The organism is Limnohabitans sp. (genome assembly GCF_031539175.1).
In the GTDB taxonomy this organism is placed as follows: Bacteria; Pseudomonadota; Gammaproteobacteria; order Burkholderiales; family Burkholderiaceae_C; genus Limnohabitans.
On the sequence record NZ_JAVKLQ010000051.1, the window covers coordinates 15,207 to 38,982 of the forward strand.

At 56.9% G+C, this 23,776-nt stretch carries 22 protein-coding genes and 1 tRNA gene; 8 read left to right on the forward strand and 15 right to left on the reverse strand.

What is annotated here, in order from left to right; genetic code table 11:
* Positions 1-2 precede the first annotated feature (2 nt).
* On the forward strand, positions 3-905 hold the full coding sequence (gene gluQRS / locus RMS95_RS08895) for a tRNA glutamyl-Q(34) synthetase GluQRS (protein WP_310645409.1): 903 nt from the start codon (positions 3-5) through the stop codon (positions 903-905).
* On the opposite strand, the gene RMS95_RS08900 is transcribed toward gluQRS, so the two are convergent.
* Genes RMS95_RS08900 through RMS95_RS08910 form a run of 3 tightly spaced genes read right to left on the reverse strand, consistent with a single transcriptional unit; the run spans position 894 to position 5,016 of the window.
* A complete protein-coding gene (locus RMS95_RS08900; protein ID WP_310645411.1) occupies positions 894-1,589 on the reverse strand; it encodes a SprT family zinc-dependent metalloprotease in 696 nt (231 codons plus the stop codon). The genes gluQRS and RMS95_RS08900 overlap by 12 nt on opposite strands.
* The gene (locus RMS95_RS08905; protein ID WP_310645414.1) at positions 1,589-4,717 is read right to left on the reverse strand and encodes a type I restriction endonuclease subunit R; all 3,129 of its coding nucleotides are present in this window, start codon (positions 4,715-4,717) and stop codon (positions 1,589-1,591) included. The genes RMS95_RS08900 and RMS95_RS08905 overlap by 1 nt, the downstream gene beginning before the upstream one ends.
* Positions 4,714-5,016 (reverse strand): hypothetical protein, encoded by a 303-nt coding sequence (locus RMS95_RS08910; RefSeq protein WP_310645416.1) that lies wholly within the window; start codon positions 5,014-5,016, stop codon positions 4,714-4,716. Before RMS95_RS08910 ends, RMS95_RS08905 begins: the two co-directional genes overlap by 4 nt.
* 10 nt (positions 5,017-5,026) lie before the next feature.
* Here RMS95_RS08910 and RMS95_RS08915 point away from each other — a divergent pair, with 10 nt between their 5' ends.
* On the forward strand, positions 5,027-5,236 hold the full coding sequence (locus tag RMS95_RS08915; RefSeq protein ID WP_310645418.1) for a hypothetical protein: 210 nt from the start codon (positions 5,027-5,029) through the stop codon (positions 5,234-5,236).
* Here RMS95_RS08915 and RMS95_RS08920 read toward each other — a convergent pair.
* From RMS95_RS08920 to RMS95_RS08945, 6 genes are read right to left on the reverse strand one after another with little or no spacing between them, the layout of a single operon-like run.
* The gene (locus tag RMS95_RS08920) at positions 5,220-5,864 is read right to left on the reverse strand and encodes a Fic family protein (protein WP_310645419.1); all 645 of its coding nucleotides are present in this window, start codon (positions 5,862-5,864) and stop codon (positions 5,220-5,222) included. The genes RMS95_RS08915 and RMS95_RS08920 overlap by 17 nt on opposite strands.
* Positions 5,861-7,297, reverse strand: coding sequence for a Fic family protein (locus tag RMS95_RS08925; RefSeq protein ID WP_310645421.1), 1,437 nt, complete (start codon positions 7,295-7,297; stop codon positions 5,861-5,863). Before RMS95_RS08925 ends, RMS95_RS08920 begins: the two co-directional genes overlap by 4 nt.
* Before the next feature lie 40 nt (positions 7,298-7,337).
* Positions 7,338-8,147, reverse strand: a complete 810-nt coding sequence (locus RMS95_RS08930) for a hypothetical protein (protein ID WP_310645422.1) — start codon at positions 8,145-8,147, stop codon at positions 7,338-7,340.
* An 8-nt stretch (positions 8,148-8,155) separates the two neighbouring features.
* A complete protein-coding gene (locus RMS95_RS08935) occupies positions 8,156-9,394 on the reverse strand; it encodes a restriction endonuclease subunit S (protein WP_310645424.1) in 1,239 nt (412 codons plus the stop codon).
* Positions 9,391-10,431 carry a PDDEXK nuclease domain-containing protein gene (locus tag RMS95_RS08940; protein ID WP_310645426.1) on the reverse strand — a complete coding sequence of 347 codons (1,041 nt, stop codon included), beginning with the start codon at positions 10,429-10,431 and terminating at the stop codon, positions 9,391-9,393. The genes RMS95_RS08935 and RMS95_RS08940 overlap by 4 nt, the downstream gene beginning before the upstream one ends.
* Positions 10,422-12,890: an N-6 DNA methylase gene (locus tag RMS95_RS08945; protein ID WP_310645428.1), complete on the reverse strand. Its 2,469-nt coding sequence runs from the start codon at positions 12,888-12,890 to the stop codon at positions 10,422-10,424. The genes RMS95_RS08940 and RMS95_RS08945 overlap by 10 nt, the downstream gene beginning before the upstream one ends.
* Before the next feature lie 109 nt (positions 12,891-12,999).
* Here RMS95_RS08945 and trmB point away from each other — a divergent pair, with 109 nt between their 5' ends.
* Entirely contained in the window at positions 13,000-13,728 is a 729-nt protein-coding gene (gene trmB / locus RMS95_RS08950; protein ID WP_310645430.1) for a tRNA (guanosine(46)-N7)-methyltransferase TrmB, read from the forward strand.
* A gap of 14 nt (positions 13,729-13,742) precedes the next feature.
* A complete protein-coding gene (locus tag RMS95_RS08955) occupies positions 13,743-14,639 on the forward strand; it encodes a pseudouridine synthase (RefSeq protein ID WP_310645432.1) in 897 nt (298 codons plus the stop codon).
* A gap of 30 nt (positions 14,640-14,669) precedes the next feature.
* Here the strand turns inward: RMS95_RS08955 and RMS95_RS08960 are convergent, their stop codons facing one another.
* The 3 genes from RMS95_RS08960 to alaS all read right to left on the reverse strand — a co-directional run bounded on the left by RMS95_RS08960 (position 14,670) and on the right by alaS (position 19,129).
* Positions 14,670-15,788 carry a transglutaminase domain-containing protein gene (locus tag RMS95_RS08960; protein ID WP_310645434.1) on the reverse strand — a complete coding sequence of 373 codons (1,119 nt, stop codon included), beginning with the start codon at positions 15,786-15,788 and terminating at the stop codon, positions 14,670-14,672.
* A gap of 132 nt (positions 15,789-15,920) precedes the next feature.
* Positions 15,921-16,478 (reverse strand): TlpA disulfide reductase family protein, encoded by a 558-nt coding sequence (locus RMS95_RS08965; RefSeq protein WP_310645436.1) that lies wholly within the window; start codon positions 16,476-16,478, stop codon positions 15,921-15,923.
* The gene (gene alaS / locus RMS95_RS08970; RefSeq protein WP_310645438.1) at positions 16,478-19,129 is read right to left on the reverse strand and encodes an alanine--tRNA ligase; all 2,652 of its coding nucleotides are present in this window, start codon (positions 19,127-19,129) and stop codon (positions 16,478-16,480) included. The genes RMS95_RS08965 and alaS overlap by 1 nt, the downstream gene beginning before the upstream one ends.
* 88 nt (positions 19,130-19,217) lie before the next feature.
* Between alaS and RMS95_RS08975 the strand changes: the two genes are divergently transcribed.
* The 3 genes from RMS95_RS08975 (at position 19,218) to RMS95_RS08985 (ending at position 21,239) form a co-directional block, all read left to right on the forward strand.
* Positions 19,218-20,696, forward strand: a complete 1,479-nt coding sequence (locus RMS95_RS08975) for an NAD-dependent succinate-semialdehyde dehydrogenase (RefSeq protein ID WP_310645440.1) — start codon at positions 19,218-19,220, stop codon at positions 20,694-20,696.
* A 109-nt stretch (positions 20,697-20,805) separates the two neighbouring features.
* Entirely contained in the window at positions 20,806-21,147 is a 342-nt protein-coding gene (locus tag RMS95_RS08980) for a hypothetical protein (RefSeq protein WP_310645442.1), read from the forward strand.
* Positions 21,148-21,165: 18 nt separating this feature from the next.
* Positions 21,166-21,239 (forward strand) — tRNA-Gly (locus RMS95_RS08985).
* A 52-nt stretch (positions 21,240-21,291) separates the two neighbouring features.
* On the opposite strand, the gene RMS95_RS08990 is transcribed toward RMS95_RS08985, so the two are convergent.
* Both RMS95_RS08990 and RMS95_RS08995 read right to left on the reverse strand, forming a co-directional pair.
* A complete protein-coding gene (locus RMS95_RS08990; protein WP_310645444.1) occupies positions 21,292-21,930 on the reverse strand; it encodes a 3-oxoacid CoA-transferase subunit B in 639 nt (212 codons plus the stop codon).
* 10 nt (positions 21,931-21,940) lie between these two features.
* Positions 21,941-22,642 (reverse strand): CoA transferase subunit A, encoded by a 702-nt coding sequence (locus RMS95_RS08995; RefSeq protein WP_310645445.1) that lies wholly within the window; start codon positions 22,640-22,642, stop codon positions 21,941-21,943.
* 92 nt (positions 22,643-22,734) lie between these two features.
* On the opposite strand from RMS95_RS08995, the gene RMS95_RS09000 reads away from it, so the two are divergent.
* Positions 22,735-23,289: a LuxR C-terminal-related transcriptional regulator gene (locus RMS95_RS09000; RefSeq protein ID WP_310645447.1), complete on the forward strand. Its 555-nt coding sequence runs from the start codon at positions 22,735-22,737 to the stop codon at positions 23,287-23,289.
* Positions 23,290-23,298: 9 nt separating this feature from the next.
* On the opposite strand, the gene RMS95_RS09005 is transcribed toward RMS95_RS09000, so the two are convergent.
* Entirely contained in the window at positions 23,299-23,727 is a 429-nt protein-coding gene (locus RMS95_RS09005) for a carboxymuconolactone decarboxylase family protein (RefSeq protein WP_310645449.1), read from the reverse strand.
* Positions 23,728-23,776 lie beyond the last annotated feature (49 nt).

Genomic DNA, 23,776 nt, shown 5'->3' on the forward strand with positions numbered 1-23,776 from the left:
CTGTGCACTACATCGGTCGCTTTGCACCTTCACCCACGGGCCCGCTTCATGCGGGCTCGCTCGTTGCTGCCCTCGCCAGCTGGCTAGACGCACGCGCCCATAGCGGCCAATGGCTGGTGCGCATCGAAGACGTGGACACACCGCGCTGCATTTCCGGCGCCGACCAACTCATCCTGCAACAACTCGCCGCATGTGGCCTGGTGTCTGACGCACCAGTGCTGTGGCAATCGCCACGCGGCGATGCCTACCAAGCGGCACTGGATACATTGATCACCAAAGGCTGGGCCTACCCCTGCGGCTGCTCACGCAAAGACATTGAAGAAGCCCAAGCGTTGATGGGCCACACCCGCGCCCGCCATAGCGCAGCGGTCTACCCCGGCACATGCCGCCACGGTTTGAACGGCAAAGCCGCCCGCGCATGGCGCTTGAATGTACAGCGCGTGATCGACGATTTAAAACTTGCCACACCATTGATGTGGCACGACCGCTTGCTTGATAGCCAACAACAAGACGTGGCGAAAGAAGTGGGCGACTTCGTGCTACGCCGCGCCGACGGCCTATGGGCCTACCAACTCGCAGTAGTGGTGGACGATGCCGCACAAGGTATCACCCACATCGTGCGGGGTGCGGACCTGACCGACAACACAGCACGACAAATCGTGCTCCAGCATGCGTTGGGTTTCCCCACGCCAAGCTACATGCACACACCGCTGGTGTTGGGTGAGAACGGGGAAAAGCTCAGCAAGCAAAACGGGGCTGAGGCTTTGGACCTGAGTGATCCATTGCAAGCGCTAAACCGTGCGGCGCAAGCTTTAAAACTTAATCCTTGCTTCACGACGATAGATGATGCGTTGCATCAGTGGACGCAAGCCTCACGCTCGCCAGCCATCGTGTCACAAAGGTAAGGCGTTTAGCTCTGCGCGGCATTCGCGCCAGTGCGGCCAATGCTGATCAAGCAACGCAACGAATCTTTCGCTGTGTGTGGGCTCCAGTAAATGGGCCATTTCATGCACCACAACGTATTCGACCAAGTCTTTTGGTTTTTTCACCAGCTCGGTATTTAAGCGAATATTGCGCGCATGATGGTTACAACTGCCCCACTTAGTTTTCATGCGCTGCAAAAAGTAGCCAGATACTTTCACACCAAGAACAGGCTCCCACTTGGAAATTAGCTTGGGCACCAATGCGTGCAACAAAGACTTGTGCCACTCATGCATCACCTCTAGCCGCTTGGCGGCATCGTGCCCAGGCCTAACGCTAAGGGTGATGCGTTTGTGGTCTAGCTTGACGTGCGGTTTCACCTCTGCCTCAACCACTGTCATCAAATAACGGCGGCCCCACACATGGTGGCTCTCTCGCTCTACAAATTGGCGCGGGGCTTCACGTGCTTGCGCGTTGAGCATGGCTTGCTGCTGGCGAATCCATTGCAGCTTGGTAATGGCATAAGCACGCGCCACTTCAGGACGAGTGCCTAGCGGAGCCACCAGCGTGACTTTGCCATCGGGCGGCAACACGGTCAGGTGCACGTTCTTGATGGCTTTAAACGCCATCGAGATCGTGATATCACCCAGCTCAATCACGCTACTCATCAGTAACCCGGTTGGTTCTTGACCAATTCAAACACCGCCAACGTGGCCTCGCGGCTTTTGCCAATCGCCTTGTGAATCAAGTTTTGCACCACGCGCTCTTTGACTTCATCGCCCTTCCAGCTGGCAGGCGCTTCAGCCTTGATGACTTTGTCCAACTTCAAAGCTAACTGCAAACGTTCATCACCGTAAGCGGTTTTGGCTTCAGCCATGGCTTGCCCCTCTACCTCAGGGGCCACGATACCCATCAAGTTGTTGTAGAGGGTGATGGCTTCGCGGTTGCCTTTTAGCACCGTCGGTACGCCAGCGTCAGGGTGGCCTTGAACCAGCTTCTTCACCAAGACCTCGGCGTTACGCAAAAACTCTTCGTAAGCCTCGGTGTCGTCGCGTTTTTGCTTGATCAAATCGTCCAAGAGCTTGGACATTTCATCGTAAAAACGCGGGTCGGTCAGCCGTTCTCGAATGATCGTTTTGCGCACGTTGTTGATGATGCCCTCGGCTATCGAGTCGCGCGACATCTTGCCTTTGGCGTTCAGCTTTTGCGCAATCGCATCGTGAATGCCTGTCTTGATGATCAAGTCGGTCAACGACAAGGTTTCAAGGTCGCCCAACACCTGAGCCGAATCGGCCTGAATGTAGGTGTTGATCAAGTGGCGCATGTCAGCCTCATAAGGCTTGATGTCAAATTCTTCGCCCGAGTGCATTTTGATGGCCTCGCGCACCTCCGCATAAAAATCAGCCTCTTTTTGCAGTGCTTGCGCATCGGCTGGCGAATAGCCCGCCTCGGCCAAGTTTTGCGCCAAATCGGCATACGCCCGCACAAAGGTGGACACCGACTTGTAAAAGCTGATCCGCAGTGGCTCGGTTGTGCTCAGCGCTTCGGGGTCGCTGGCATGGCCACAGAAATAGTGAATGAACTGCTCAATCTGCTTGGGCGAAGACACAGGCGCGCACAAGTAGCTCAGCGCCTCACGGGCGGCATCCAGCTTTTCTTTGCCCTCTTTGAGCCAGTCTTTCACGATCACGTTGCCGTCAGACCCATCGCCTTCATCAATGTCCAGTTCGTCAGACGTGTACACCGCAATCGCGTTTTGCACATTCTGGAAAAGCTCTTTGTAGTCCACGATGTGGCCGTAGTCTTTGTCCTCACCATCCAAGCGGTTGGTACGGCAAATGGCCTGAAACAGGTTGTGGTCGCGCAGCTCGTTGTCCAGGTAGATGTAGCTGCAGCTGGGCGCATCAAAACCCGTCAGCAACTTGCTCACCACAATCAGCAGCTTCAAGTTGGCGGGCTCTTCGATGAAGCGGCGCTTCATCTCATCTTCGTACTGCTTGGTCGTCTGGTCTTTGGCCAGCACATGCTGGGTGTAGGTGTCGAACTTGTAGCGCTCGTCGCTCTTGGCTGGTTCGCGAGAAATGGCGTTGTGGTTTGGCTCGTACGACGTGATGATGCCGCAATAGTCCCCAAAGCTCGTGTTCTTGAACAAGCGCAAATAGTGGCAAGCGTCGTAAATGGACGCCGCCACCAAAATGGCCGTACCCCGGTTGTTGTCCAGGCGTGGCTTCACGCCAAAGTCGTGAATGATGTCGGCCACGATGCGCCCCTTGCGCTCACCCGCGCTCATCAGCTTTTCCATCGTCGCCCAATGGCGGCGCAGCTCTGACTTTTTGTAGTTATTGAGCCCACGGGTCTTGGTTTCAAACCAATCGTCCACCGCCTTTTTATTGGTCAGCTGCTGCGGCACTGAGCGGGCTTCGTATTTCAGGTCCAGCACCACCTTGTCTTCCACCGCTTGGTGAAACTTGTAGGTGTGGATGTAGGTGCCAAACACATCACGTGTGGTTTGCTTGTCTTTGCGCAGCAGCGGCGTGCCTGTGAAGCCAATGAACACAGCCTGTGACAGCCAGCGCTTCATCTGCTTGTTCATGTCGCCGCCCTGGGTGCGGTGGCATTCGTCTACAAATACATAAAAGCGCCCATTCACAGGGGGCGGGTCTCCCTTGAGGTCGGCAGCATCAAACTTGTGAATCAAAGCGCACAGCAAGCGTGGCGCAGGTTGGGCCAGCATGTCCACCAGTTCGCGGCGGCTGGTGATGCGAGGCGAAGGCGAATCAGCGCCAATCACCCCAGAGTTTTTCATCACGCCTTCAATTTGCTTGTCCAACTCGTCGCGGTCGGTCACCACCAACACGCGGGCTTGCGCGTCGTGCTCTAGCAACCACTTGGCAATCAGCACCATCAAAATACTTTTGCCACTGCCCTGCGTGTGCCAAATAACACCGCCTTCACGCTTTTTGATGCGCTCTTGTGCAGCCTTCACACCTTCGTATTGGTGCAGTCGCGGCACTTTCTTTTGGCCTGCGTCAAACACCACAAAGTTGCGCATCAGGTCCAGCAGTCGCACCTTGTCGCACAGCTGAGCCAGCGGTTCGTCCAGCAAGCTGCCTGCCACCAACTCACCAGCATTCCCGGAAACGCCTACGGCGTGGTGCTTCCACTCCACATAAAACTTCTCGGGCGTGCCCGCCGTGCCATAACGCAAGCCCTGCGAATCGTTGCCCGCCAAGGTCAGCTGCACCGTGCTGAAAAAGCTTTGGTTAAAGATGGCCTCTTGGTTGGTGATGAGCTGGCGAATGCCCTCGGCCACCTCCACCGAGCCACGCTTGAGCTCCAGCACCACCACGGCAATGCCGTTGATGTACAGCACGATGTCTGGGCGGCGCTCGTGCCCGCCCTTGAGGGTGACCTCTTCAGCCAGCCCAAAGTCGTTGGCATCAGGATTGACCCAATCAATCAGGTGTACGGTTTCGTGCGCAGCCCCTGCGGCCACCTGCACGGGCACGCCATAGCGCAGCAGTTGGTAGGTGCGCAAGTTGGCTTGGTACAGCGTCACACCCGTCACGTCACTGGCCGCTTGCAGCTTGTGCAGGGCTTGTGAAATGTGCGCGTCTGAATAGCCGCGTTTTTGCAGGCTGGCACGCAACAAACCTTGCTCAATACTGCGATTGCCCTCGCGCTTACTCCACTCGCCCAAATAGGCGTAGCCCAAGCCACCTTGGGTCGCGGGCCGGGTGATGCGCTCGATCACGCGGTTTTGTGTGACCCGCTCGGGCCGCAATGCTGTGCTCATGCCGAAATCTCTTTTTTATTCATTTTGCGGTATCGCTTAGTGCCGACGCCTACCGAAGTAGACGGAGAACTTTTGCGAATGACGTGAACAGAACCGTCTGCATTCGTCTCGACCAAATGGCCATTTGCCACCTCCATGACCCTGCCCCCAAGGGCCAAAGCCCTCAGACGTGCCTGTGCAAAGGCATGTTGCGCCAGCTTTGGAATTTGGGCCTCAAACATTTGAATGGCCTGCTCAGACAATAAATGCATAAGTTTTTTATTCAATTTTTCAATCCGGGAAGACAACACAAGATCCATCGCACCAGCAATGTATTTCGTTAAAATCAAGCCTCTCAACACACTCAGTCGCCGCATGCTCAAAACCATCGAACCCAAGCGCAAGCAGCCAAGCCTGAAAGCTTTGTTGCGGGCTGTGGCCAGTTCCACGGCTGTCGAAACAGGCCAAACTGTGGCGCAAATTGAGCAAAAACTGCAGCGCCCCTCGCAACGCTTCGCACACATCAAGTTGGCTCGCTGAGGTTGCTGTCAGCTGCATTCATCGCTTCGCGCACAAACTCACACATCGGCGCATAGTTCCCAGCAAACCCGGCGTGAATTGCCGCAATGTAATCCGGTTTACGCCGCTCCCATTCGCTGTAATCCAGAGGTGCATGATTTGCCTGCACCGCCATCACATCGGCCAGCAACCGCGACAAGCGACCATTACCCTCTCTGAACGGGTGAATCAGAATGAATTCCACATGCGTCACGGCAATGGCCTCTATCAGTTCCGCCTGTGATAGCTGACTGCACGGCGTCCAACGGGCCAGAAAGTTGCGCTCAAAATCAATGAGTAGCCGTGGAATTTGTGCGGCAGCCGCAAATGCAAAACCACCTTTGCCCATGTTGACGGAGCGCTCTTGCCCAGCCCACGCATAGACGTTACCCAGCCAAAGACGATGCCAATCTTTCAAGTCTTTCAGGCAAAGCGTGCGTTCAGGCAACCCATGAACCAACACTTCCTCATAAAGCTGCAAAAGCAACGCCAACTCCAGCTCATCCATATCAGCCACCGAGTTGATGCCGACCAGATTACGCAATACCTGATCATCAGAACCAGGCTCAAATTCCCCCTCGGCCCCAGAAACGCGGTAACGGTTGCTCATGATGCATCTCCTCGTCCGACATATGCCTTGCCTGCTGACGTAAGCCGGTATTTCTGCTTGCTGCTTTGCGGCTTATCTGGAATGGTCATCTCTACCAACTCTGCTTTTAGAGCGGGTACTAGGTATGCCTCGGCAAAGTGTTTTCTGTCACTCAAGCCCAGCAAGGTCATCAGTTCTTGCCGTGCGTGCTCGCCTTTCATGACTGCCAGCATGGCTATAACTTGAGGGGCGACTTGGGGGGTGACATGAGGGGTCACTTGGGGGGTAGCTGCTTCGGTAGAAGCCACCGTCCGCCACACCACCGCCCGAAATTGGTTGATTTCTGGTTCATCCACCAAGTCAATCTTGGGCCAAGCATCCAGCGCACGGGGCACGCCTGTGCCCATGCCACGGTAGGGCAAGATGTGCGCTGCGTGCTCGGCCAGCACCTGGTTGCGGCGGTTGGACACGCCGGTGCGAATTTGCTCGGGCGTCAGGCTATCGGGCAAATGGCCGGGGCTGATGATCTCTACCCGGTCGGTGAACACAAACAGCCGAATGGTGGCGCTGACCAAGAAGTCGCGGTGTACCAAGGCATTCACCAGCAGCTCGACCAAAGCCTCTTCGGGCAGCTCCAGCTGGCCCAGCGTGTTGAAGCCCCTGCCCGCCTGCACCTTGTGCAAGCTGCGCTTGAGGAAAGCCATGCCGCGCTCAAACTGCTCGTCCAGCGGGCCGTCGATGTTTTCGCTGTCCAGGTAGCGCGTATCGCCCAAGCGCGTGCCCGGAAACCACACCGCACCAATCTGGCACACCGGCAGCAACCGCTGCGGATGCTTGCCAAACAGCAGCACTCCCGCCAAGTTGGGCACACCGCCCTGCGCCAGTTGCAGGTTTTCCATCAGCTGGGCCACAGGCAAACCTGCGGCGCTGAGGCTTTGGCCATAACGCCGCTCAAAGTAGCGGCCGAAGGCCCGCTCGTCAATGTCGGCCACGGTGGCGTTGCGCACCGGCACTTGGTCGGCCTGCAACAGCCCTCCGCGCTGGAACATGCGCTGCATTTCTTCACGCGCCGTCACATGGCGCTTGTCGGCCCCGCTTTTCACCCACACGCGGCCTTGCAGGTCCATATAAGGTTTGTTCAGCCCATCGGCCACCGACACCACCAGCACCAAGCCCTGGGCGGTTTGCACATTGTGGGTTTGCGGGTGCAGCGGCGGGCGCACATGCTGGCTGGCCGCGTTGCTGATGAGTTGGTTCAACCGCCGCACGGCTGCTGCATCCAGCCCTGCAACGCTGCCGTCATCGGCCACACCCAAAAACACCGTCCCCCCGCCACTGTTGGCCAACGCAGCCAGCTCAGCCGCCATGCCATCGACATTGGTGGCGTCGCGCTTGAACTGGTGGCGGCTGTCTTCGCCACAGGCCAAGGTTTGCAGGAGATCGGTTTCGGTCATTCGGCTTGCCCTTATGTATTCGACGGTAGTTCGGTTTGTATCAAGATGGGCTTCCTGGTGAACTGGAAATCACATCACCTTGCGACCGTAACCAACGATCTTGTAAGTAGCGAACCTTTGGCAGAGCATCTTTTCCGGTTTTCAGAATGTCAGCTTCAATGGCATCTAATTTCTGCTTAAACTGAGCAACTTCGTCTGGTTTTGTATGAGTCCGGCCAAGCAATGAGACCATATCGATAGCATGGAAGCCATCAAAGCTTTGAAACATGGGCCTAATTAATTCGTCATCTTTGAACATTTGTTCAAGATGCTCGGCGGCAAACGGGGAAACAAGTACTCTTGGATAAATTGCCGACTTGGACTCTAGTGAGTAAGCCTCATTCATTGCGGGTCCGAACAACACGCCCCCTTGTTCATGAATGAGAAGCCCTTTAGCCAAGCCGCCGCGCATCAGCAGCTCGAGCTCTCTAAAAAATAATCGTTTAACGGCATAAATGGTACGGAGCAACAATGCGCAGGAACCAAAATTATTTGCGGGGCAAGAAACAACGAAAGAATCAGAAAATTGCGTGATGTTGAGCGGAAATGCGCCTTTCGCAACATCTACGGCGCAACCCTGCAAAGCAGAAACAAATCGCCCCCCCGAGGTCAACACCGGCACACCTTCATAGAGTGCATCAACCAGCTTACCGGCTTGTAACTGATTCAGCATGGTGTAAATCTGCAAACGACGGGAATGGTTATCTGGGCTTTGATCAATCAGATTTTTAAAACCGAGCAAGTCAATGAAGCAAACCAGTCGCTCGCTGTAACTCGCAGCTGGATTGTTTGAATTTGGATCTTCTGTCATTTTTTGATTCAAATTAACCTAGTACGACCCGTCAGCAACTCTTGCATCATCCCTTGCTTGAGGTCGCGAGTTTTGGCTAGACGGACCTCAAGATCAGACAGTTCAGCATCCATTGATGACAAGACATTTGCAATAGCAGCCTGCTCTTCGTTGCTTGGCAATGGAACCTCGACCAATGCAAGCGACTTCTTGTTGAGTGTGTAGCCCTTGACTGCTTGTTTTCCATACAAAGAAAAATCGGTGCGACTCAAGGCGTAATAAAGATAGTCGGAATTCGCGAGTAGGTTATTGAAACCACAGATGGCCTCGTTTGTGTACAGGTCACAACCTGCAAAACACAAACGCCCAATCGAAAGCTTGAAACTCATGAGCAGCGTTCCCTTTGGGATAACGCGCATGCTTGATGCCGCAAGTGGGGTTATTTGCTCTTTGGAGCTTGAAAGCACCTTTCCATGCAAATCTGCAATTGAAAGCCAAACATGGCCTGCACCCCAAAACGCTGGGTTCAGTCGCGAAGGTGTACGCCCCATAGAAATTTCACAAATCTCGCCCAGCCTCTTCACAGTCCACTCCCCATTGAACCCCGGCAAGCGGGTTTGGCCGGTGAGGAGTTGTTGCATGGCGGCTTGTTTGAGGTCGCGCTTTTTGGCTATCAGCTTTTCCAGTCCGGCGATCAGGGCATCTACGTCGGAGAGGGCGGTGGCGATGGCGCGTTGCTCTTCGATCGGAGGGATTGGTAGGTTGACTTTTTGCAAGTCTGATTTTTTAACGTGAACGAAAGAGGCCTTGAATCCATGCGCTTCACGAGCAATATCTTGCTCGACACGAGCGAAGACAAGTAGCGCAAAGCTCTTACTGATCTTGGATGTATCCATCAGCACTTTAAAAATATGCTGATTCAATACTCCTCTCGGCCCATGCCACAGCCTCGCACCAAACGAGCTTCCAATGGTGCCGGACCATGCAAACAAAAGATCACCTGGTTCGACGATATTCCTCTCAGCTGCAAGAGTTTGCGAGTAGTTGAAGGCGGCTTCTGGGTCATTGAGGTTTTGAATACGAATGATTGGAAGACCACTCAGCTTCCAGTCAGATGGCTTGAATGCACATCCGTTGATCAACTCGAATACATCTCCAATCGTTTTGGTATCCCAATCAGCTGCAGCTGCAACTGTGCTAAGCGCGGTTTCTTTGCGTTTCAGATTCACCAAATACTTCGCCGATGGTTCACTGACATGCAAACTCATTGCCCAGCCTCCAACAAAGTCCGCTCAATCTCCGCCTTCAGCGCTTCGCGGTCGGGCAAATAAAGCTGGTACTTCTGCACATACAGCTGGCTGTTCATGCCGTAGGTGGCGTATTCCACCAGCAGCTCGTCTTTTTGGCGGCTCAGGATGATGCCGATGGGTGGGTTGTCGCCTTCGGTGTTCTCTTCAGCCGCAAAGTAGCCCATGTACAGGTTCATCTGGCCAATGTCGTGGTGCTGCACTTCGCCCAGCTTGAGGTCGATCAGCACAAAGCAGCGCAGGATGCGGTGGTAAAAAACCAAGTCCACCCGGTAGTGGGTGCCGCCCACGTTGATACGGTATTGCCGCCCCACAAAGGTGAAGCCTTTGCCCAGCTCCAGCATGAAGGGTTGCAGGTGATCGCACAGCAAGGATTCAAGCTGGGTTTCAGACACCTGGTGTGGTTCGGGAATCTTCAAGAACTCAAACACATAGGGCTCGCGCAGCAGGTCGGCAGGCTGCTCAAGCACTTGCCCCTGCTGGGCCAGTTGCAACACGCCCGCCTTGTCTTTGCTGGCGGCCAGGCGCAAAAATAGCTGGCTGTTTTTCTGGCGTTTGAGTTCAGGCACCGACCACTGCTCGGCAATGGCCTGCTTTTCGTAAAAGCCGCGCTCCAGCTCGTCGTCGAGCTTGAGCAGCTCCACAAGGTGCGACCAACTCAATTTGTGAGAAGCCTTCTCACAAATTGGGTAGCGTTGGTAAAACAGCCGCATGTAGCTCAGGTTGCTGCGGCTGAAACCCCTGCCGTGGCGCAGGGTCAGGTCGCGGGCAAGGTCTTCCAGAAGGGCTTTGCCATAGGTGGCGCGTTGCTGCCCGGCTTGCTCAAACTCCACAATGTGCTGGCCGACTTGCCAGTAGGTGTCGATCAAGACGGTGTTGACCGCTTGCGCGGCGCGGGCTTGGCCTTGGCTGAAGGTGCCCGAGATCTGCGCCAGCAGTTGCTGGTAACCCGGGTTGTTGGGGTTGGGGCTGTTGGATGTGTTGGTGTTCAATTCCATACGACCCCCATTCTTTTCAGGTGCTCGCCCACCTTGGCGGACAGGGCTTCCACCTCATCAGCCAATGCAGGCAGCGGCGTCGCATAGCGTTCGGCCAGCTCACGAATGCGGCGGGTCAGGGTTTGGCTCACGCGGTCCAGCTCGGCAGACAGACTGGCGTTCAGGGTGGCCAACCATTTGTCATGCACCACCAGTTGTTTTATGTCGGCTTCGGTCAGGGTGGCATAACGGTCGAAGGCTTTTTGCTCAAGCGCGGCGTCCAGCGTTTTCACGGTTTTCTTGAGGGTGGCTTCTTCGTCGCTGAGTTTGAACCAAGCTTTCAGCACCGCCAGCTCGTCTGCCGCGTCGGCATCGTTGCCAATTTCCTTGATGCGGCTTTTCACTTCTTTGTCGTTGATCTTCTCGAAGCCCGCAAACGTCATGTCTTCAGCGCTGTTTTCTTCTTCCAGCTCGGCCAGTTGGGCGCTCACGGCGTCCAGCTCGGCCTGTTTGGCATCCAGCGCGGCTTGTTCGGCGGCGTAGTAGCGGGCAATCAGCAGGGCGCGGGGAATCAGGTCGCTCTTGTAGCGGCGCTTGTTGATGACAAAGTCGTGCGCTTCGGGCCATACCAGTTTGTTGTCTTTGTTTTTGACCTGCACCACTTCGCGCAGGGTGCGCGCGCTGGCCCAGCCGTCTTGCACCAGCAGGTACACGTCGTCTTGCATGACTGCGGCCCAGTAGTCCATGAGGTGTTGGTACACGTCATACGCGTCCACCAGGGGCACGGGCTTGAAGGTGGCCAGCAGGTCTTCGGCCAGTTGCGCCACCAAGGCTTTGGGTTTGTCGCCTTGTTGGATGCCCTGCATGGCGGGCAGGTTGCGCATTTGCCATGCGGCAAAGCTGCTGGTGGCTTGCGTGTTAAAGGCCACAAACTCAGGGTGGGCCAGCACGGCGGCCTTCACTTCGGTCATGGGTTGATGCAGCTGGGCATAGCCTTCGCGCAGGGGCTTGAATAGCAGGTTGCGCAAGCCGGGCATCACCTTCCAGTAGGCGGCCAGTGCGTCCAGGTCGCGGTTGGGGATGCCGCCCGTCATGTGGGCTTGCAGGTCTTGAATGTCTTCGGCCTCTGTGCTGTCGATGTAGCGCGGCAGGTTGAGGTTGTAGGCGTTTTTGTCGCTGGCAATTTCGTCCAGCGGCACCATGCGGGCGTAGCCTGCCAAGTCTTCGAGCTTGTCAAAGGCATCGACGATTTTGTGAATGTCTTGTTCGCGCAGTTTGTTTTTGTTGCCGTCTTTGATGAAGCCTTTGCTGGCGTCGATCATCATCACGCCCTTGCGGGCATTGGCGTTTTGCTTGTCCAGCACCAGTACACAGGCCGGAATGCCCGTGCCGTAAAACAGGTTGGCAGGCAGGCCGATGATGCCTTTCAAGATGCCCGAGGTGACAAGCTTCTCGCGAATCACCGCCTCGGCATTGCCCCTGAACAGCACCCCGTGCGGCAAGATGCAGGCGGCTTTGCCGGTGCTGTTCATGCTGCGGATAATGTGCATGAGGTAGGCGTAGTCACCCTGCTTGGGTGGAGGCACGCCCCAGCCAAAGCGCTGATACGGGTCGCCCTGCCCGCTGTCGCCCAGCGTCAGGCCGGTGCTCCACTCTTTGTCGCTAAAAGGTGGGTTGGCTACCACGTAGTCGTAGGTGCGCAGCTGCTCGCCGTCTTTGAACTTAGGCGCTGTGAGCGTGTTGCCGCTCAGCACGTTGGCCGTGGGAAAGTCGTGCAAGATCATGTTCATGCGGGCCAAGCCCGCCGTGGTCACGTCTTTTTCTTGGCCTTCGAGGGTGATTTGCTTGCCCGCTTCGGCTGCCACTTTGAGCAGCAGCGAGCCGGACCCACAGGTGGGGTCGTATGCGGTGGTTTTGGCGCTGGTGTTGTCGGGGCCAACGCCCAGCACTTTGGCCAGAATGCGGCTGACTTCGCTGGGGGTGTAGAACTGGCCCTTGCTTTTGCCCGAGTCTTGCGCGAAGTGGCGCATGAGGAATTCATAGGCATCGCCCAAGATGTCGTCGTGGTCGGCGCGGTTTTGCGAGAAGTCCAGCTCGGGCTTTTGGAAGATGGCGATCAGGTTGCCCAGCCGCTCAACCATTTCCTTGCCCTCGCCCAGTTTGTTGGGGTCGTTGAAGTCAGGAAAGTCGCTGCGGGCCAGCTTGCTATTGGCGTCAATCAGCGGCTGGATGATCTGGGTGTTGATCTTGTCGCCAATGTCGCTCTTGCCCTTCAGCTCGATCATGTCCTTGAAGCTGGCCCCTTTGGGGATGACCACCGCAGGGGCAAAGTCGTCGCTGTCGGCGTATTTGTCGCTCACGTATTTGATGAACAGCATGAACAGCACATAGTCTTTGTACTGGCTGGCATCCATGCCCCCGCGCAATGCGTCGCAAGAGGCCCAAAGGGAAGAATACAGGTCGGATTTTTTGATAGCCATAATCGATGATTATTAGTGATTTGAGATCCTATAAATCTGATACAGCACGGAGACAAAATGCCTACCCGTCGCCCGCGATAATCACACGCTACTTCTTGATTTCTCATCCATGACCACCGCCGACACGCCCACCACACCCGACACCCCCAAAGCCGACGCACCCTTCATGCGCGTCATCAAAACCTACGTGCTGCGCGCTGGGCGGATGGGCCCAGGTCAGACGCGAGCGTTTGAGCAATTTGGCCGAAAGTTTTTGGTCCCTTACACGCCTGAGCGTTTGGACACGGCCGCCACCTTTGGCCGCACCGCTCCCCTCATTTTGGAAATTGGCTTTGGCATGGGCGACGCCACGGCCAAGATTGCCCAGACCCGCCCCGACGACAACTTTTTATGTTGCGAAGTGCACGCCCCTGGCGTGGGCGCCTTGCTCAAGCGTTGCGGTGAAGAAAGCATTGGCAACATCCGCATCTTGCAGCATGACGCGATCGAGGTGATGGACCACATGCTGGGCGACAACAGCTTGGACGGCGTGCACATCTTCTTCCCCGACCCTTGGCACAAAAGCCGCCATCACAAACGCCGCTTGATTCAAAGTGCGTTCGTCAACCGCTTGGCCAAACACATCAAACCCGGCGGCTATTTGCATTTGGCCACCGACTGGCAGCCGTATTCAGAGCAAATGCTGCAAGTGGTCTCGGCCGAGCCTTTGCTCAAAAACACCGCCACCGACGCCAGCGGTTTTGCCGAAAAGCCCGCCTACCGCCCGCTCACCAAGTTTGAAAACCGTGGCTTGAAGCTCGGCCACGGCGTGTGGGATTTGGTATTCACCAAGGTCTAAAAGGGCTGACACACATGCGCATCCCCACGCGCAACGGTGTCGGGCCGAGCCGCGTGTCGTTGCCTGTCGGGCCTTGGCCCACGGTGCTCGATTTTTTGGTGGCGCGCATGCCCGACATCTCGCGCGAAGAATGGTTGGACCGGTTTGCGCAACAGTTGGTGCTCAACGAGGCAGCGCAACCCGTGACAGCCACACAGGCCTACACACCGCACACCAAGCTCTACTACTACCGTCACATCGCCAATGAACCCGTGCTGCCCGAGAAGGCCAGCCTCGTGTTTGAAGACGCGCATTTGTTGGTCGCAGACAAACCGCACTTCATGCCCGTCACACCCGCGGGCCGCTATGTGCAACAAAGTTTGTTGGTGCAACTCAAGCACCTCACGGGCAACGACGACCTCGTGCCCCTGCACCGCATCGACCGCGAAACCGCGGGCTTGGTGCTGTTTGGCAAGCGTCTGCAAGACCGCGATGCGTATCACGCCTTGTTTCGCGATCAAGCCATTCACAAGGTGTACCAAGCGGTCGCGGCTTTCAACCCTGCACAAGCGTGGCCGCGCGTGTACACCAGCCGCCTGCAACCCGATGAACTTTTTTTCAGAACGCAAGAAGTAGCTGGCCAGCCCAACAGCGAAACACACATCAGCCTGCTCAAAACAGAAGGCACGCGGGCGCTCTACCAGCTAGAACCCGTCAGTGGCAAGCGCCACCAACTGCGCGTGCACATGATGGCGCTGGGGCTGCCACTCGAAGGCGACCAGTTTTACCCCACCGTGCTGCGCGGACCGGATGCAGAAGAAGACTTCAGCCATCCGCTGCAGTTGCAGGCCAAAAGCATCGCGTTCACAGACCCTGTCACCGGCGAAGCGCGTGAATTTCACAGCGCTTTGCGTTTGAGCATCACGCTGTGAAGTGTCGGCAAGCCCGACGCTTCAAAGGCCTTAAGCCTTGATTTCGCGCGCCGTGATTTGGTATTTGAAAGTGTCGGGTGCGTAAGAGTCCAAGCGCCCCTCTGCGGTTTCAGCCACGGGGTACATCAAGAAACCCAAACGGTCTTCTTGGCTGCCGGGCAAGGCCACATCGTGGGCGGTGTTCCAGCCCAGCCAGTTGCCTTCCCAGCCACCAAACAAGCGGCTGTAGACCGGTTGCACCACGGCATCGTCGGTGCGCTTGATCCAAGCAGGCGTTTCTAAGCGCATGACTTTGGCCACATCGGCAGGGTCCATCGCGACCCAGCCATGGGCTTGCAAATACACCTCTGCGCGGCAATGCTGCGCGCCTTTGAGGCTGGCAGGGTTGCCTGACAGCTCTTTGTAGCCAAAGGCCGAAGGCACCAAACGAATGCCGTACACATCGCGTGCGGGCACGCCCACCGAGCGGCACAGGCCAACAAACAAGGCGTTGATGTCGGCGCATTTGCCGCCCAAGTTGCCCGTCTCCAGCATGGTTTTGATGTCGCCCTCGCCGCAGCCGCGCACCTTGGGTTCGCGCCAGGCATTAGCCACGACCCAGTCATAAATGGCGCGTACTTTTTGCGCATCGGTCTTTGCGCCTTGCGTGGCTTTGAGCGCGGTGCTGCGCACGATGCCATCGGTGGGCAGCAAATGTGTGGCGCGGGTGTAGTGGCGCAAGGTGCCCACATCTTCAGGTGTGAACGTGTGCGTGCCGGGTTGGCTGATGTCCACGCTGCGGTTTTGGGTCTGCACACGGCTGGTCACTTCGACAAACGGTGTCACGCCAGCGGCAAATTCGGTGTAGAGCATGCGGGCGCCTTCAGCGCCATCGCTGGCCATGCGCGAGGTGCCGTTGCTGCTGAAACTGCTCTCCAAGGAGCGTTGCCAATCCGAGTTGATGCTAGGCACGGGCAACCACACGCGCGTAGTGCCTTGTGACGCAGCCAAGTCAACACGGGTGGTGACTTCAAACGTTCGCCATTGCCCCACTTGCGGGTCGAAGCGGCGAGCGGAGGAAGCGGTTTGGGCCAAAGCAAAGCCAGGCAAACCCGTGAGGGCGCACGCAGCTGCGGCCCCCTTGAGAAGGGAACGACGCACGAGAGTCATGAAAGAGAGCTCCGAATAGAAATGAAGACCTGTCGGCACACAAGAGGCCCGAAACACCGCTGCAATTCACAGCGGCCCGCGCCAATGCCCCGAAGGCAGGTCACCTCGCGCAACCGCGCGAGAGCGAATGAATTATCGCTTGAGAGGAAGTGGCTTCGCCGTTGCGTTGGCAGCGCGGGTGTCTTGACGCACCTCCGTCAACCAACGGTGGGATTCTGGGCCGCTCCAGTCCACATCACCCATGACGCGCCAGCGGGCTTGGCCGTCAGGGGCCAACAAAACCGTGGTGGGGAACACACGCACGCCCCAACGTTTGGCCAATTCGCCTTTGGGGTCCAGCAGGACGGGCAAGGTCAAGCCCGTGGCCTGCACGTAACGCGCCACGCGCAACGAGGGTTCGCGCACGTTGACAGCGAGCACCAAGGTGTTGGCATCACGGATGTCGTGCAGCGTTTGCAAGGTGGGCAACTCTTCTTTACAAGGCGCGCACCAGGTGGCCCAAAAGTTCAGCACCACCACATGCCCCGCCAGATCTTGGGCAGACCAAACTTTGCCTTGCAAGTCGACCACGTCAAGCATTGGCGTGGGAACATGGGCGGGCCAGCGCGACTTGTCGAACTGCGCCCAAGCGTTGGACGCCCAAAGACCCAAAGCGCCTACAACACACAGCGCCCCAACAAAAAGGCGCATCAAATGCGCTCGGTCACCCAAGCTTGCACGCTGGCCAAAGCCTTGGGCAAGGCTGGAGCATCGGTGCCACCGGCCATCGCCATGTCGGGCTTGCCGCCACCTTTGCCGCCGACTTGCTGGGCCACAAAGTTGGCCAACTCACCCGCTTTGACTTTGCCTGTGTTGTCTACCGTCACGCCTGCGGCGATGTTGACCTTCTCGCCATCGGCAGCGGCCAGCACGATCACGGCCGACTTCATCTTGTCTTTGAGCTTGTCCATGGTGTCGCGCAAAGTTTTGGCGTCTGCGCCGTCGAGTTTGGCGACCAACAGCTTGGTGCCTTTGATCTCCACCGCTTGCGTCAGCAAATCATTGCTTTGGGCGGATGCCACTTTGCCTTTGAGGGCTGACACTTCTTTTTCGAGCGTTTTGACTTGCTCCAACACCTGAGCCAAACGTGCGTTGAGCTCGGTCGGCGGTGCTTTGAGCGCGCCAGCGGCTTGCGCCACAGAGTCTTCGAGCGATTGCAAATAAGCCAAAGCATTGGCGCCTGTGACGGCTTCAATGCGGCGCACACCCGCAGCCACGCCGCCTTCGGCAACCACTTTGAACAAACCAATGTCGCCCGTGGCTTTGACGTGTGTACCACCGCACAGCTCGCGGCTAGAGCCAATGTCAAGCACGCGCACGGTCTCGCCGTACTTCTCGCCGAACAGCATCATGGCGCCAGTTTTTTGGGCGGACTCGATGTCCATCACACGCGCTTGCGCCGCAGCGTTGGCCAAAATTTCGGCGTTGACCTTGGCTTCGATTTCGCGAATCTGCGCATCGGTCACGGGTGCGTTGTGTGCAAAGTCAAAACGTGTGCGCTCGGCGTTCACCAAGCTGCCTTTTTGTTGCACATGGTCACCCAGCACTTCGCGCAAGGCTTTGTGCATCAAATGGGTGGCCGAGTGGTTGCGCACCGTGGCCGCGCGCACTTGCACGTCCACTTGTGCATCCACGTGGTCGCCCACAGCCAAAGTGCCTTGGGTCAAGGTACCGTGGTGGCCGTACACGTCTGCCTTGATCTTCAAGGTGTCTTCCACCGCAAAGCTGGCAGAGCCGCTGACCAACACACCCGCATCGCCCACTTGGCCGCCGCTCTCGGCGTAGAACGGTGTGGTGTCCAACACCACCACGCCAGTTTGGCCGTGTTTGAGTTCGGCCACCGAGTTGCCGTCCAAATACACCGCCACCACTTTGGAGGTGGCTTTGAGGTCGTCGTAGCCCACAAACGTGTTGCCAGCGCCGGTGTAGTCCAAGGCCTTGTCCATCTTGAACTTGCCGGCGGCACGGGCTTGATTTTTTTGTTTTTCCATCGCGGCGGCAAAGCCGGCTTCGTCCACAATCAGGCCGCGCTCGCGGCACACGTCGGCCGACAAGTCGAGCGGGAAGCCGTAGGTGTCGTGCAACTTGAAGGCCACATCGCCAGGCAACACTTTGACGCCGCCTTCCAAAGCCGCATCCAAAATTTGCATGCCCACACCGAGCGTTTCAAAGAAACGCTCCTCTTCGGCTTTCAACACCGAAGCAATGCGCTCGGCTTGGCTGGCCATGTTGGGGTAGGCATCGCCCATGAGCTTGACGAGGTCAGGCACAAGCTTGTGGAAGAACGGTTTTTTCTGACCCAACAAATACCCGTGGCGAATGGCGCGGCGGATGATGCGGCGTTGCACGTAGCCACGGCCCTCGTTGCTGGGCACCACGCCGTCGCTCACCAAGAACGAGGTGGCGCGGATGTGGTCGGCGATCACACGCAAGCTCTTGTGGCCCAAGTCCGTGCAGCCGGTTTCGCGTGACGCGGCTTTGATGAGCGCATCAAAAATGTCGATTTCGTAGTTGCTGTGCACGTGCTGCAAGATGGCCGCCAAGCGCTCGAGGCCCATGCCCGTGTCCACGCAAGGCGCGGGCAGTGGTGTCACAGCACCTGTGTCGTCCATGTTGAACTGCATGAACACGTTGTTCCAAATTTCAATGAAGCGGTCACCGTCTTCATCGGGGCTGCCAGGAGGGCCGCCTGGGATGTGGTCACCGTGGTCGTAAAAGATTTCAGAGCAAGGACCGCAAGGGCCGGTGTCGGCCATCATCCAAAAGTTGTCGCTCTTGTAACGGCCACCTTTGTTGTCGCCAATTCGGATGATGCGGGTTTCTTGCATGATGCGCTCAGGCGTCCAGCCGGCCTTGACAAAAATGCCGTGCCAAATGTCATACGCCTCGTCGTCTTCCATGTACACGGTGGCATACAGCTTGTCAGCGGGCAGTTTGTAGACCTCGGTCAACAACTCCCACGCCCACTGCAACGATTCGCGTTTGAAGTAGTCACCAAACGACCAGTTGCCCAGCATTTCGAAGAAGGTGTGGTGGCGGGCGGTGTAGCCCACGTTTTCTAAGTCGTTGTGTTTGCCACCGGCGCGCAAGCAAGCTTGCACCGAGGCGGCGCGCACGTAAGAGCGCTTGTCTTCGCCCAAAAACACGTCTTTGAACTGGACCATGCCCGAGTTGGTGAACATCAAAGTGGGGTCATTGCCCGGCACCAAGGGGCTAGAGGCCACGACGGTGTGGCCTTTGGACTCGAAGAAGTCCAAGAACGTTTTGCGGATGTCGGCGACGGTGAATTGCGGTTTAGTCATCCTCAAATTATAAGTTTGGGTGTCACCCCAGGGTCATTCGGGGTACTGTCCCGGCGGTATGCTCAGCGGATTGAATTTGGAGACCCACATGGACATGAAAACCGCGCCCCTTTCTTTGCTCAACGACCCCACCTTGCTCAAGACCGACGCCTTGATCAACGGTCATTGGATACAAGGTGCGAGTCGCTTCGATGTGCATGACCCCGCCACAGGCAAAAAACTGGCCGATGTGGCCAACCTCGGCCCCCAAGATGCCGAAGCCGCCATCCATGCCGCCAATGCGGCTTGGCCTGCATGGCGCAACAAAACCGGCAAAGAGCGGAGCATCTTGTTGCGCAAGTGGTACGACCTGCTGATGGCGAACCAAGAAGATTTGGGCCGCATCATGACGGCAGAGCAAGGCAAACCCTTTGCAGAAGCCAAGGGTGAAGTGGCCTACGGCGCTAGCTTTGTGGAGTGGTTTGCCGAAGAGGCCAAGCGCGTGAATGGCGAAACCTTGCCCCAGTTCGACAACAACCGCCGCTTGATGGTGTTGAAGCAGCCCATCGGCGTGTGCGCCGCCATCACGCCGTGGAATTTCCCGCTGGCCATGATCACGCGCAAAGTAGCCCCCGCGCTGGCTGCTGGCTGCCCCGTGGTCATCAAGCCCGCTGAACTCACCCCCCTCACCGCCTTGGCGGCTGCTGAGTTGGCCATCCGCGCGGGCATCCCCGCGGGTGTGTTGAACATCCTCACCGCAGACAGCGACAACAGCATTGCCGTAGGCAAAGTGTTTTGCAGCAGCGACATCGTGCGCCACATCAGCTTCACGGGCTCCACCGAAGTGGGCCGTATTTTGATGGCGCAGTCCGCGCCCAGCATCAAAAAGCTGGCCTTGGAGCTGGGCGGCAACGCCCCCTTCATCGTGTTTGACGACGCCGACATCGACAGCGCTGTGGAAGGCGCGATGGCCAGCAAATACCGCAACGCAGGCCAAACCTGTGTGTGCGCCAACCGCATCTACGTGCAAGACGCGGTGTACAACGAGTTTGTGCAAAAGTTCGCCGCCAAAGTCAAAGCGCTCAAAGTCGGCAACGGGTTTGAAGACGGCGTGTTGCAAGGCCCGCTGATTGAAGATGCCGCCGTCGAAAAAGTCGAACGTCATGTGAAAGACGCGCTCGCCAAAGGCGGAAAACTGATCACCGGTGGCCACAAGCTATCGGGTCAATTCTTTGAACCCACCGTCATCGCAGAAGCACGCGCTGACATGCTGTGCGCCCGCGAAGAAACCTTTGGTCCGTTCGCCCCTGTGTTCCGATTCCACAAAGACCAAGAAGCCATCGATGCGGCCAACAACACCGAGTTTGGTTTGGCTAGTTATTTCTACAGCCGTGACATTGGCCGCATTTACCGCGTGAGCGAAGCGCTGGAGTACGGCATGGTCGGCATCAATGTGGGCATCATCGCGACCGAGCACGTGCCATTTGGCGGCGTCAAACAGTCAGGTCTGGGACGCGAAGGCTCTAGCCACGGCATGGACGAGTACTTAGAGATGAAGTACTTGTGCCTTGGCGATATCCAAAAATAACACCAAATTTAACATTCACTCTTGATTTAAAGGGTTTGACGCCCATTTAATAAAACAATGTATACAATCTATATCGTTGATTTTCCTAGGCAAGCGAGGACATAGCATCATGAAAACCAAACAAATTTACCTACGTTTTCTCAATCTCATCCACGCGTTGGAAGGGGAAGCACACGCGCCTGCCATGGATCTCGATGCCAAGAAATTGCTCGAAGTGATTGCAGTGCGTCATGAGCAAGAAAAACCACTGACGGTGACAGAAGCAATGGCGCTCGGCACCATTGCCTCCCCCGCCACCATTCACCGCAAACTCGATCAATTGCGCGAACTCGGCATGATTGACACCGTGTTTGAAGGCAAAAATCGCCGTACCAAATACTTGGTGCCAACACAGGCGTCGCTCGACTACTTCGAAAGCATCGGCAAGGCCATGCAAGCCGCACTGGCCTGAACCCACTGACACTCTCAAGCGGGTGTCGTTCAATGGTAGGACTTTTGCTTCCCAAGCAAATAACGTGGGTTCGATCCCCATCACCCGCTCCAAACAAAAAAGCCGCTCAATGAGCGGCTTTTTCATGGGCGGTGAACGGATGAATTAAATCAGCGCCACACCAGTCTTGCTTTGCAAGAATTCACGTGTCACGCCAGGTGCGAGTTCAATCACTTTCAAGCCTTCGGGCACCACGTCCATCACCGCGAGGTCGGTGATGATGCGGTCCACCACGCCGACGCCGGTCAAAGGCAGCGTGCAGTCTTTCAAGATTTTCAGATCTTCGGTGCCGTCTTTCTTCTTGGCGACGTGCTCCATCAAGATGATCACGCGCTTGACGCCCGCCACCAAATCCATCGCGCCGCCCATGCCTTTGATCATCTTGCCGGGAATCATCCAGTTGGCCAGATCGCCCTTCTCGCTCACTTGCATCGCGCCCAAGATGGACAAATTGATCTTACCGCCACGGATCATGGCAAACGACTGATCGCTGCCAAAGATGGCGGAGCCTTTGATGGTGGTCACGGTTTGTTTGCCTGCGTTGATCAGGTCGGCGTCGACTTCGTCGTCGTAGGGGAAAGGGCCAATGCCCAACATGCCGTTTTCGCTTTGCAGCCAAACCTCGACATGGTCAGGCACATGGTTGGCCACCAGCGTGGGAATGCCAATGCCAAGGTTCACGTAAAAACCATCTTGCAGTTCGCTTGCCGCGCGTGCGGCCATTTCGTCTTGAGTCCAAGCCATGGTGATTTCCTTATTTGCGGTCGCGGGTGGTGCGTTTTTCAATGCGCTTCTCAGGCGTGGGGTTGTGCACGATGCGGTGCACATAAATGCCTGGCAAGTGAATGTCATCGGGTGCCAATTCGCCCGTTTCCACGATGCGCTCCACTTCCACCACACAAATCTTGCCTGCGGTCGCGGCAGCGGGGTTGAAGTTACGCGCTGTCATGTTGAAGCGCAAGTTGCCCGACTTATCGGCCACCTCGGCTTTGACCAAAGCAATATCAGGCACCAACGAGCGCTCCATCACGTAGGTTTCGCCATCGAACTCGCGCAGTTCTTTGCCTTCGGCCACCAGAGTGCCCACGCCTGTTTTGGTGAAGAAAGCGGGAATGCCGGCGCCACCGGCACGCAGCTTCTCAGCCAAGGTACCTTGAGGCGTGAACTCCAACTCCAGCTCGCCAGCTAAGTATTGACGCTCGAACTCTTTGTTCTCGCCCACGTAGCTGGAAATCATTTTTTTGATTTGGCGGGTTTCAAGCAACTTGCCCAAACCAAAACCGTCCACACCCGCGTTGTTAGAAATGACGGTCAAGTCCTTCACGCCGCTGTCGCGCAGTGCGTCGATCAGGGCCTCGGGAATGCCGCACAGGCCAAATCCGCCCACCGCCATCAGCTGGCCATCGGCCACGATGTCTTTCAGCGCTGCTTCAGCGCTAGGAAAAATCTTATTCAAAGGAGTGCTCCAAAAAGTGCCACAAAGTTCTACGACGATACTACGTAATCACATACGTAGTTTTTCGTAAGCACAGACCCCCAAGCCTTTCCATGGACATCGATTACCGACTTGCCTTTGACCTCGCTCCCATCGGCTTGGTGCTGTCCAGGAATCGCAACATCTTGGACTGCAACCAACGTTTGTGCGACATGTTTGGCGCCTCACGCGAGCAGCTGATTGGCCAGTCATTTCAGCTGCTCTACCCCAGCGCCGACGAATACGAGCGCACCGGCGCGCGCATTGCCCCCATCTTGAACACCAAAGGCCTGTACGCCGATGACCGCGTGATGAAACGCATCGACGGCCAATTCAAAGGCGAGCCCTTTTGGTGCCACGTGACCGGCCGAGCGCTGAACCGAGAAGCGCCGCACGAGGCGGGCATTTGGAGCTTTGAAGATCTCAGCGCACACCGGCCTGTCAAAGCCGAACTGACTGCGCGTGAACGCGAAGTGGCGGCCTTTTTGATGGACGGCATGACCTCCAAAGAAATCGGCAAAGCGTTAGCCATCAGCCATCGCACCGTCGAGATTTACCGTGCGCGACTGATGCGCAAATACAAGTCATCCACCACGGGCGACTTGGTGCACAAGCTGCTGGTGGGCTAGGCTCCAACCTCAGGGCGCCGCCAACGACTCCACCACCTCGGTCACCGATCGGAACGCATCGATCGCCGTCGGAAAGCCGCAGTACACCGTGGCGTGCAGCATCACTTCGCGCAGCTCTTCTGGCGTCGCCCCATTGTTGAGTGCCCCGCGCGCATGGGCCTTGAGCTCGTGTTGCTTGCCCAAGGCGGTGAGCATGGCGACCGTGACCAAGCTGCGGGTCTTCAGGTCTAAACCGGGGCGTTGCCACACATTGCCCCAAGCGTTTCGGGTGATGAACTCTTGCATGGGCAAGGTGTAGTCGGTGGCGTTGCCAAACGCACGGTCCACAAACTCAGGCCCCATGACTTGGGTGCGGGTGGTCAATCCTGCCTGAAAAGCCGCATCATCGAGGCGCTCAGCACGGGCTTGCTGGGAAGGTGACGTGGGTGTGTTTGACATGACAGGCTCCTGAAAAATCTCTGAACATAATCAAAAGCTAAAACCCCAG

Bases quoted from the DNA above. Each gene is read 5' to 3' on its own strand.
- RMS95_RS08900 (WP_310645411.1), bottom strand. From the start codon at position 1,589: ATGAGTAGCGTGATTGAGCTGGGTGATATCACGATCTCGATGGCGTTT.
- RMS95_RS08905 (WP_310645414.1), bottom strand. From the start codon at position 4,717: ATGAGCACAGCATTGCGGCCCGAGCGGGTCACACAAAACCGCGTGATC.
- RMS95_RS08910 (WP_310645416.1), bottom strand. From the start codon at position 5,016: ATGGATCTTGTGTTGTCTTCCCGGATTGAAAAATTGAATAAAAAACTT.
- RMS95_RS08915 (WP_310645418.1), top strand. From the start codon at position 5,027: ATGTATTTCGTTAAAATCAAGCCTCTCAACACACTCAGTCGCCGCATG.
- RMS95_RS08920 (WP_310645419.1), bottom strand. From the start codon at position 5,864: ATGAGCAACCGTTACCGCGTTTCTGGGGCCGAGGGGGAATTTGAGCCT.
- RMS95_RS08925 (WP_310645421.1), bottom strand. From the start codon at position 7,297: ATGACCGAAACCGATCTCCTGCAAACCTTGGCCTGTGGCGAAGACAGC.
- RMS95_RS08930 (WP_310645422.1), bottom strand. From the start codon at position 8,147: ATGACAGAAGATCCAAATTCAAACAATCCAGCTGCGAGTTACAGCGAG.
- RMS95_RS08935 (WP_310645424.1), bottom strand. From the start codon at position 9,394: ATGAGTTTGCATGTCAGTGAACCATCGGCGAAGTATTTGGTGAATCTG.
- RMS95_RS08940 (WP_310645426.1), bottom strand. From the start codon at position 10,431: ATGGAATTGAACACCAACACATCCAACAGCCCCAACCCCAACAACCCG.
- RMS95_RS08945 (WP_310645428.1), bottom strand. From the start codon at position 12,890: ATGGCTATCAAAAAATCCGACCTGTATTCTTCCCTTTGGGCCTCTTGC.
- trmB (WP_310645430.1), top strand. From the start codon at position 13,000: ATGACCACCGCCGACACGCCCACCACACCCGACACCCCCAAAGCCGAC.
- RMS95_RS08955 (WP_310645432.1), top strand. From the start codon at position 13,743: ATGCGCATCCCCACGCGCAACGGTGTCGGGCCGAGCCGCGTGTCGTTG.
- RMS95_RS08960 (WP_310645434.1), bottom strand. From the start codon at position 15,788: ATGACTCTCGTGCGTCGTTCCCTTCTCAAGGGGGCCGCAGCTGCGTGC.
- RMS95_RS08965 (WP_310645436.1), bottom strand. From the start codon at position 16,478: ATGCGCCTTTTTGTTGGGGCGCTGTGTGTTGTAGGCGCTTTGGGTCTT.
- alaS (WP_310645438.1), bottom strand. From the start codon at position 19,129: ATGACTAAACCGCAATTCACCGTCGCCGACATCCGCAAAACGTTCTTG.
- RMS95_RS08975 (WP_310645440.1), top strand. From the start codon at position 19,218: ATGGACATGAAAACCGCGCCCCTTTCTTTGCTCAACGACCCCACCTTG.
- RMS95_RS08980 (WP_310645442.1), top strand. From the start codon at position 20,806: ATGAAAACCAAACAAATTTACCTACGTTTTCTCAATCTCATCCACGCG.
- RMS95_RS08990 (WP_310645444.1), bottom strand. From the start codon at position 21,930: ATGGCTTGGACTCAAGACGAAATGGCCGCACGCGCGGCAAGCGAACTG.
- RMS95_RS09000 (WP_310645447.1), top strand. From the start codon at position 22,735: ATGGACATCGATTACCGACTTGCCTTTGACCTCGCTCCCATCGGCTTG.
- RMS95_RS09005 (WP_310645449.1), bottom strand. From the start codon at position 23,727: ATGTCAAACACACCCACGTCACCTTCCCAGCAAGCCCGTGCTGAGCGC.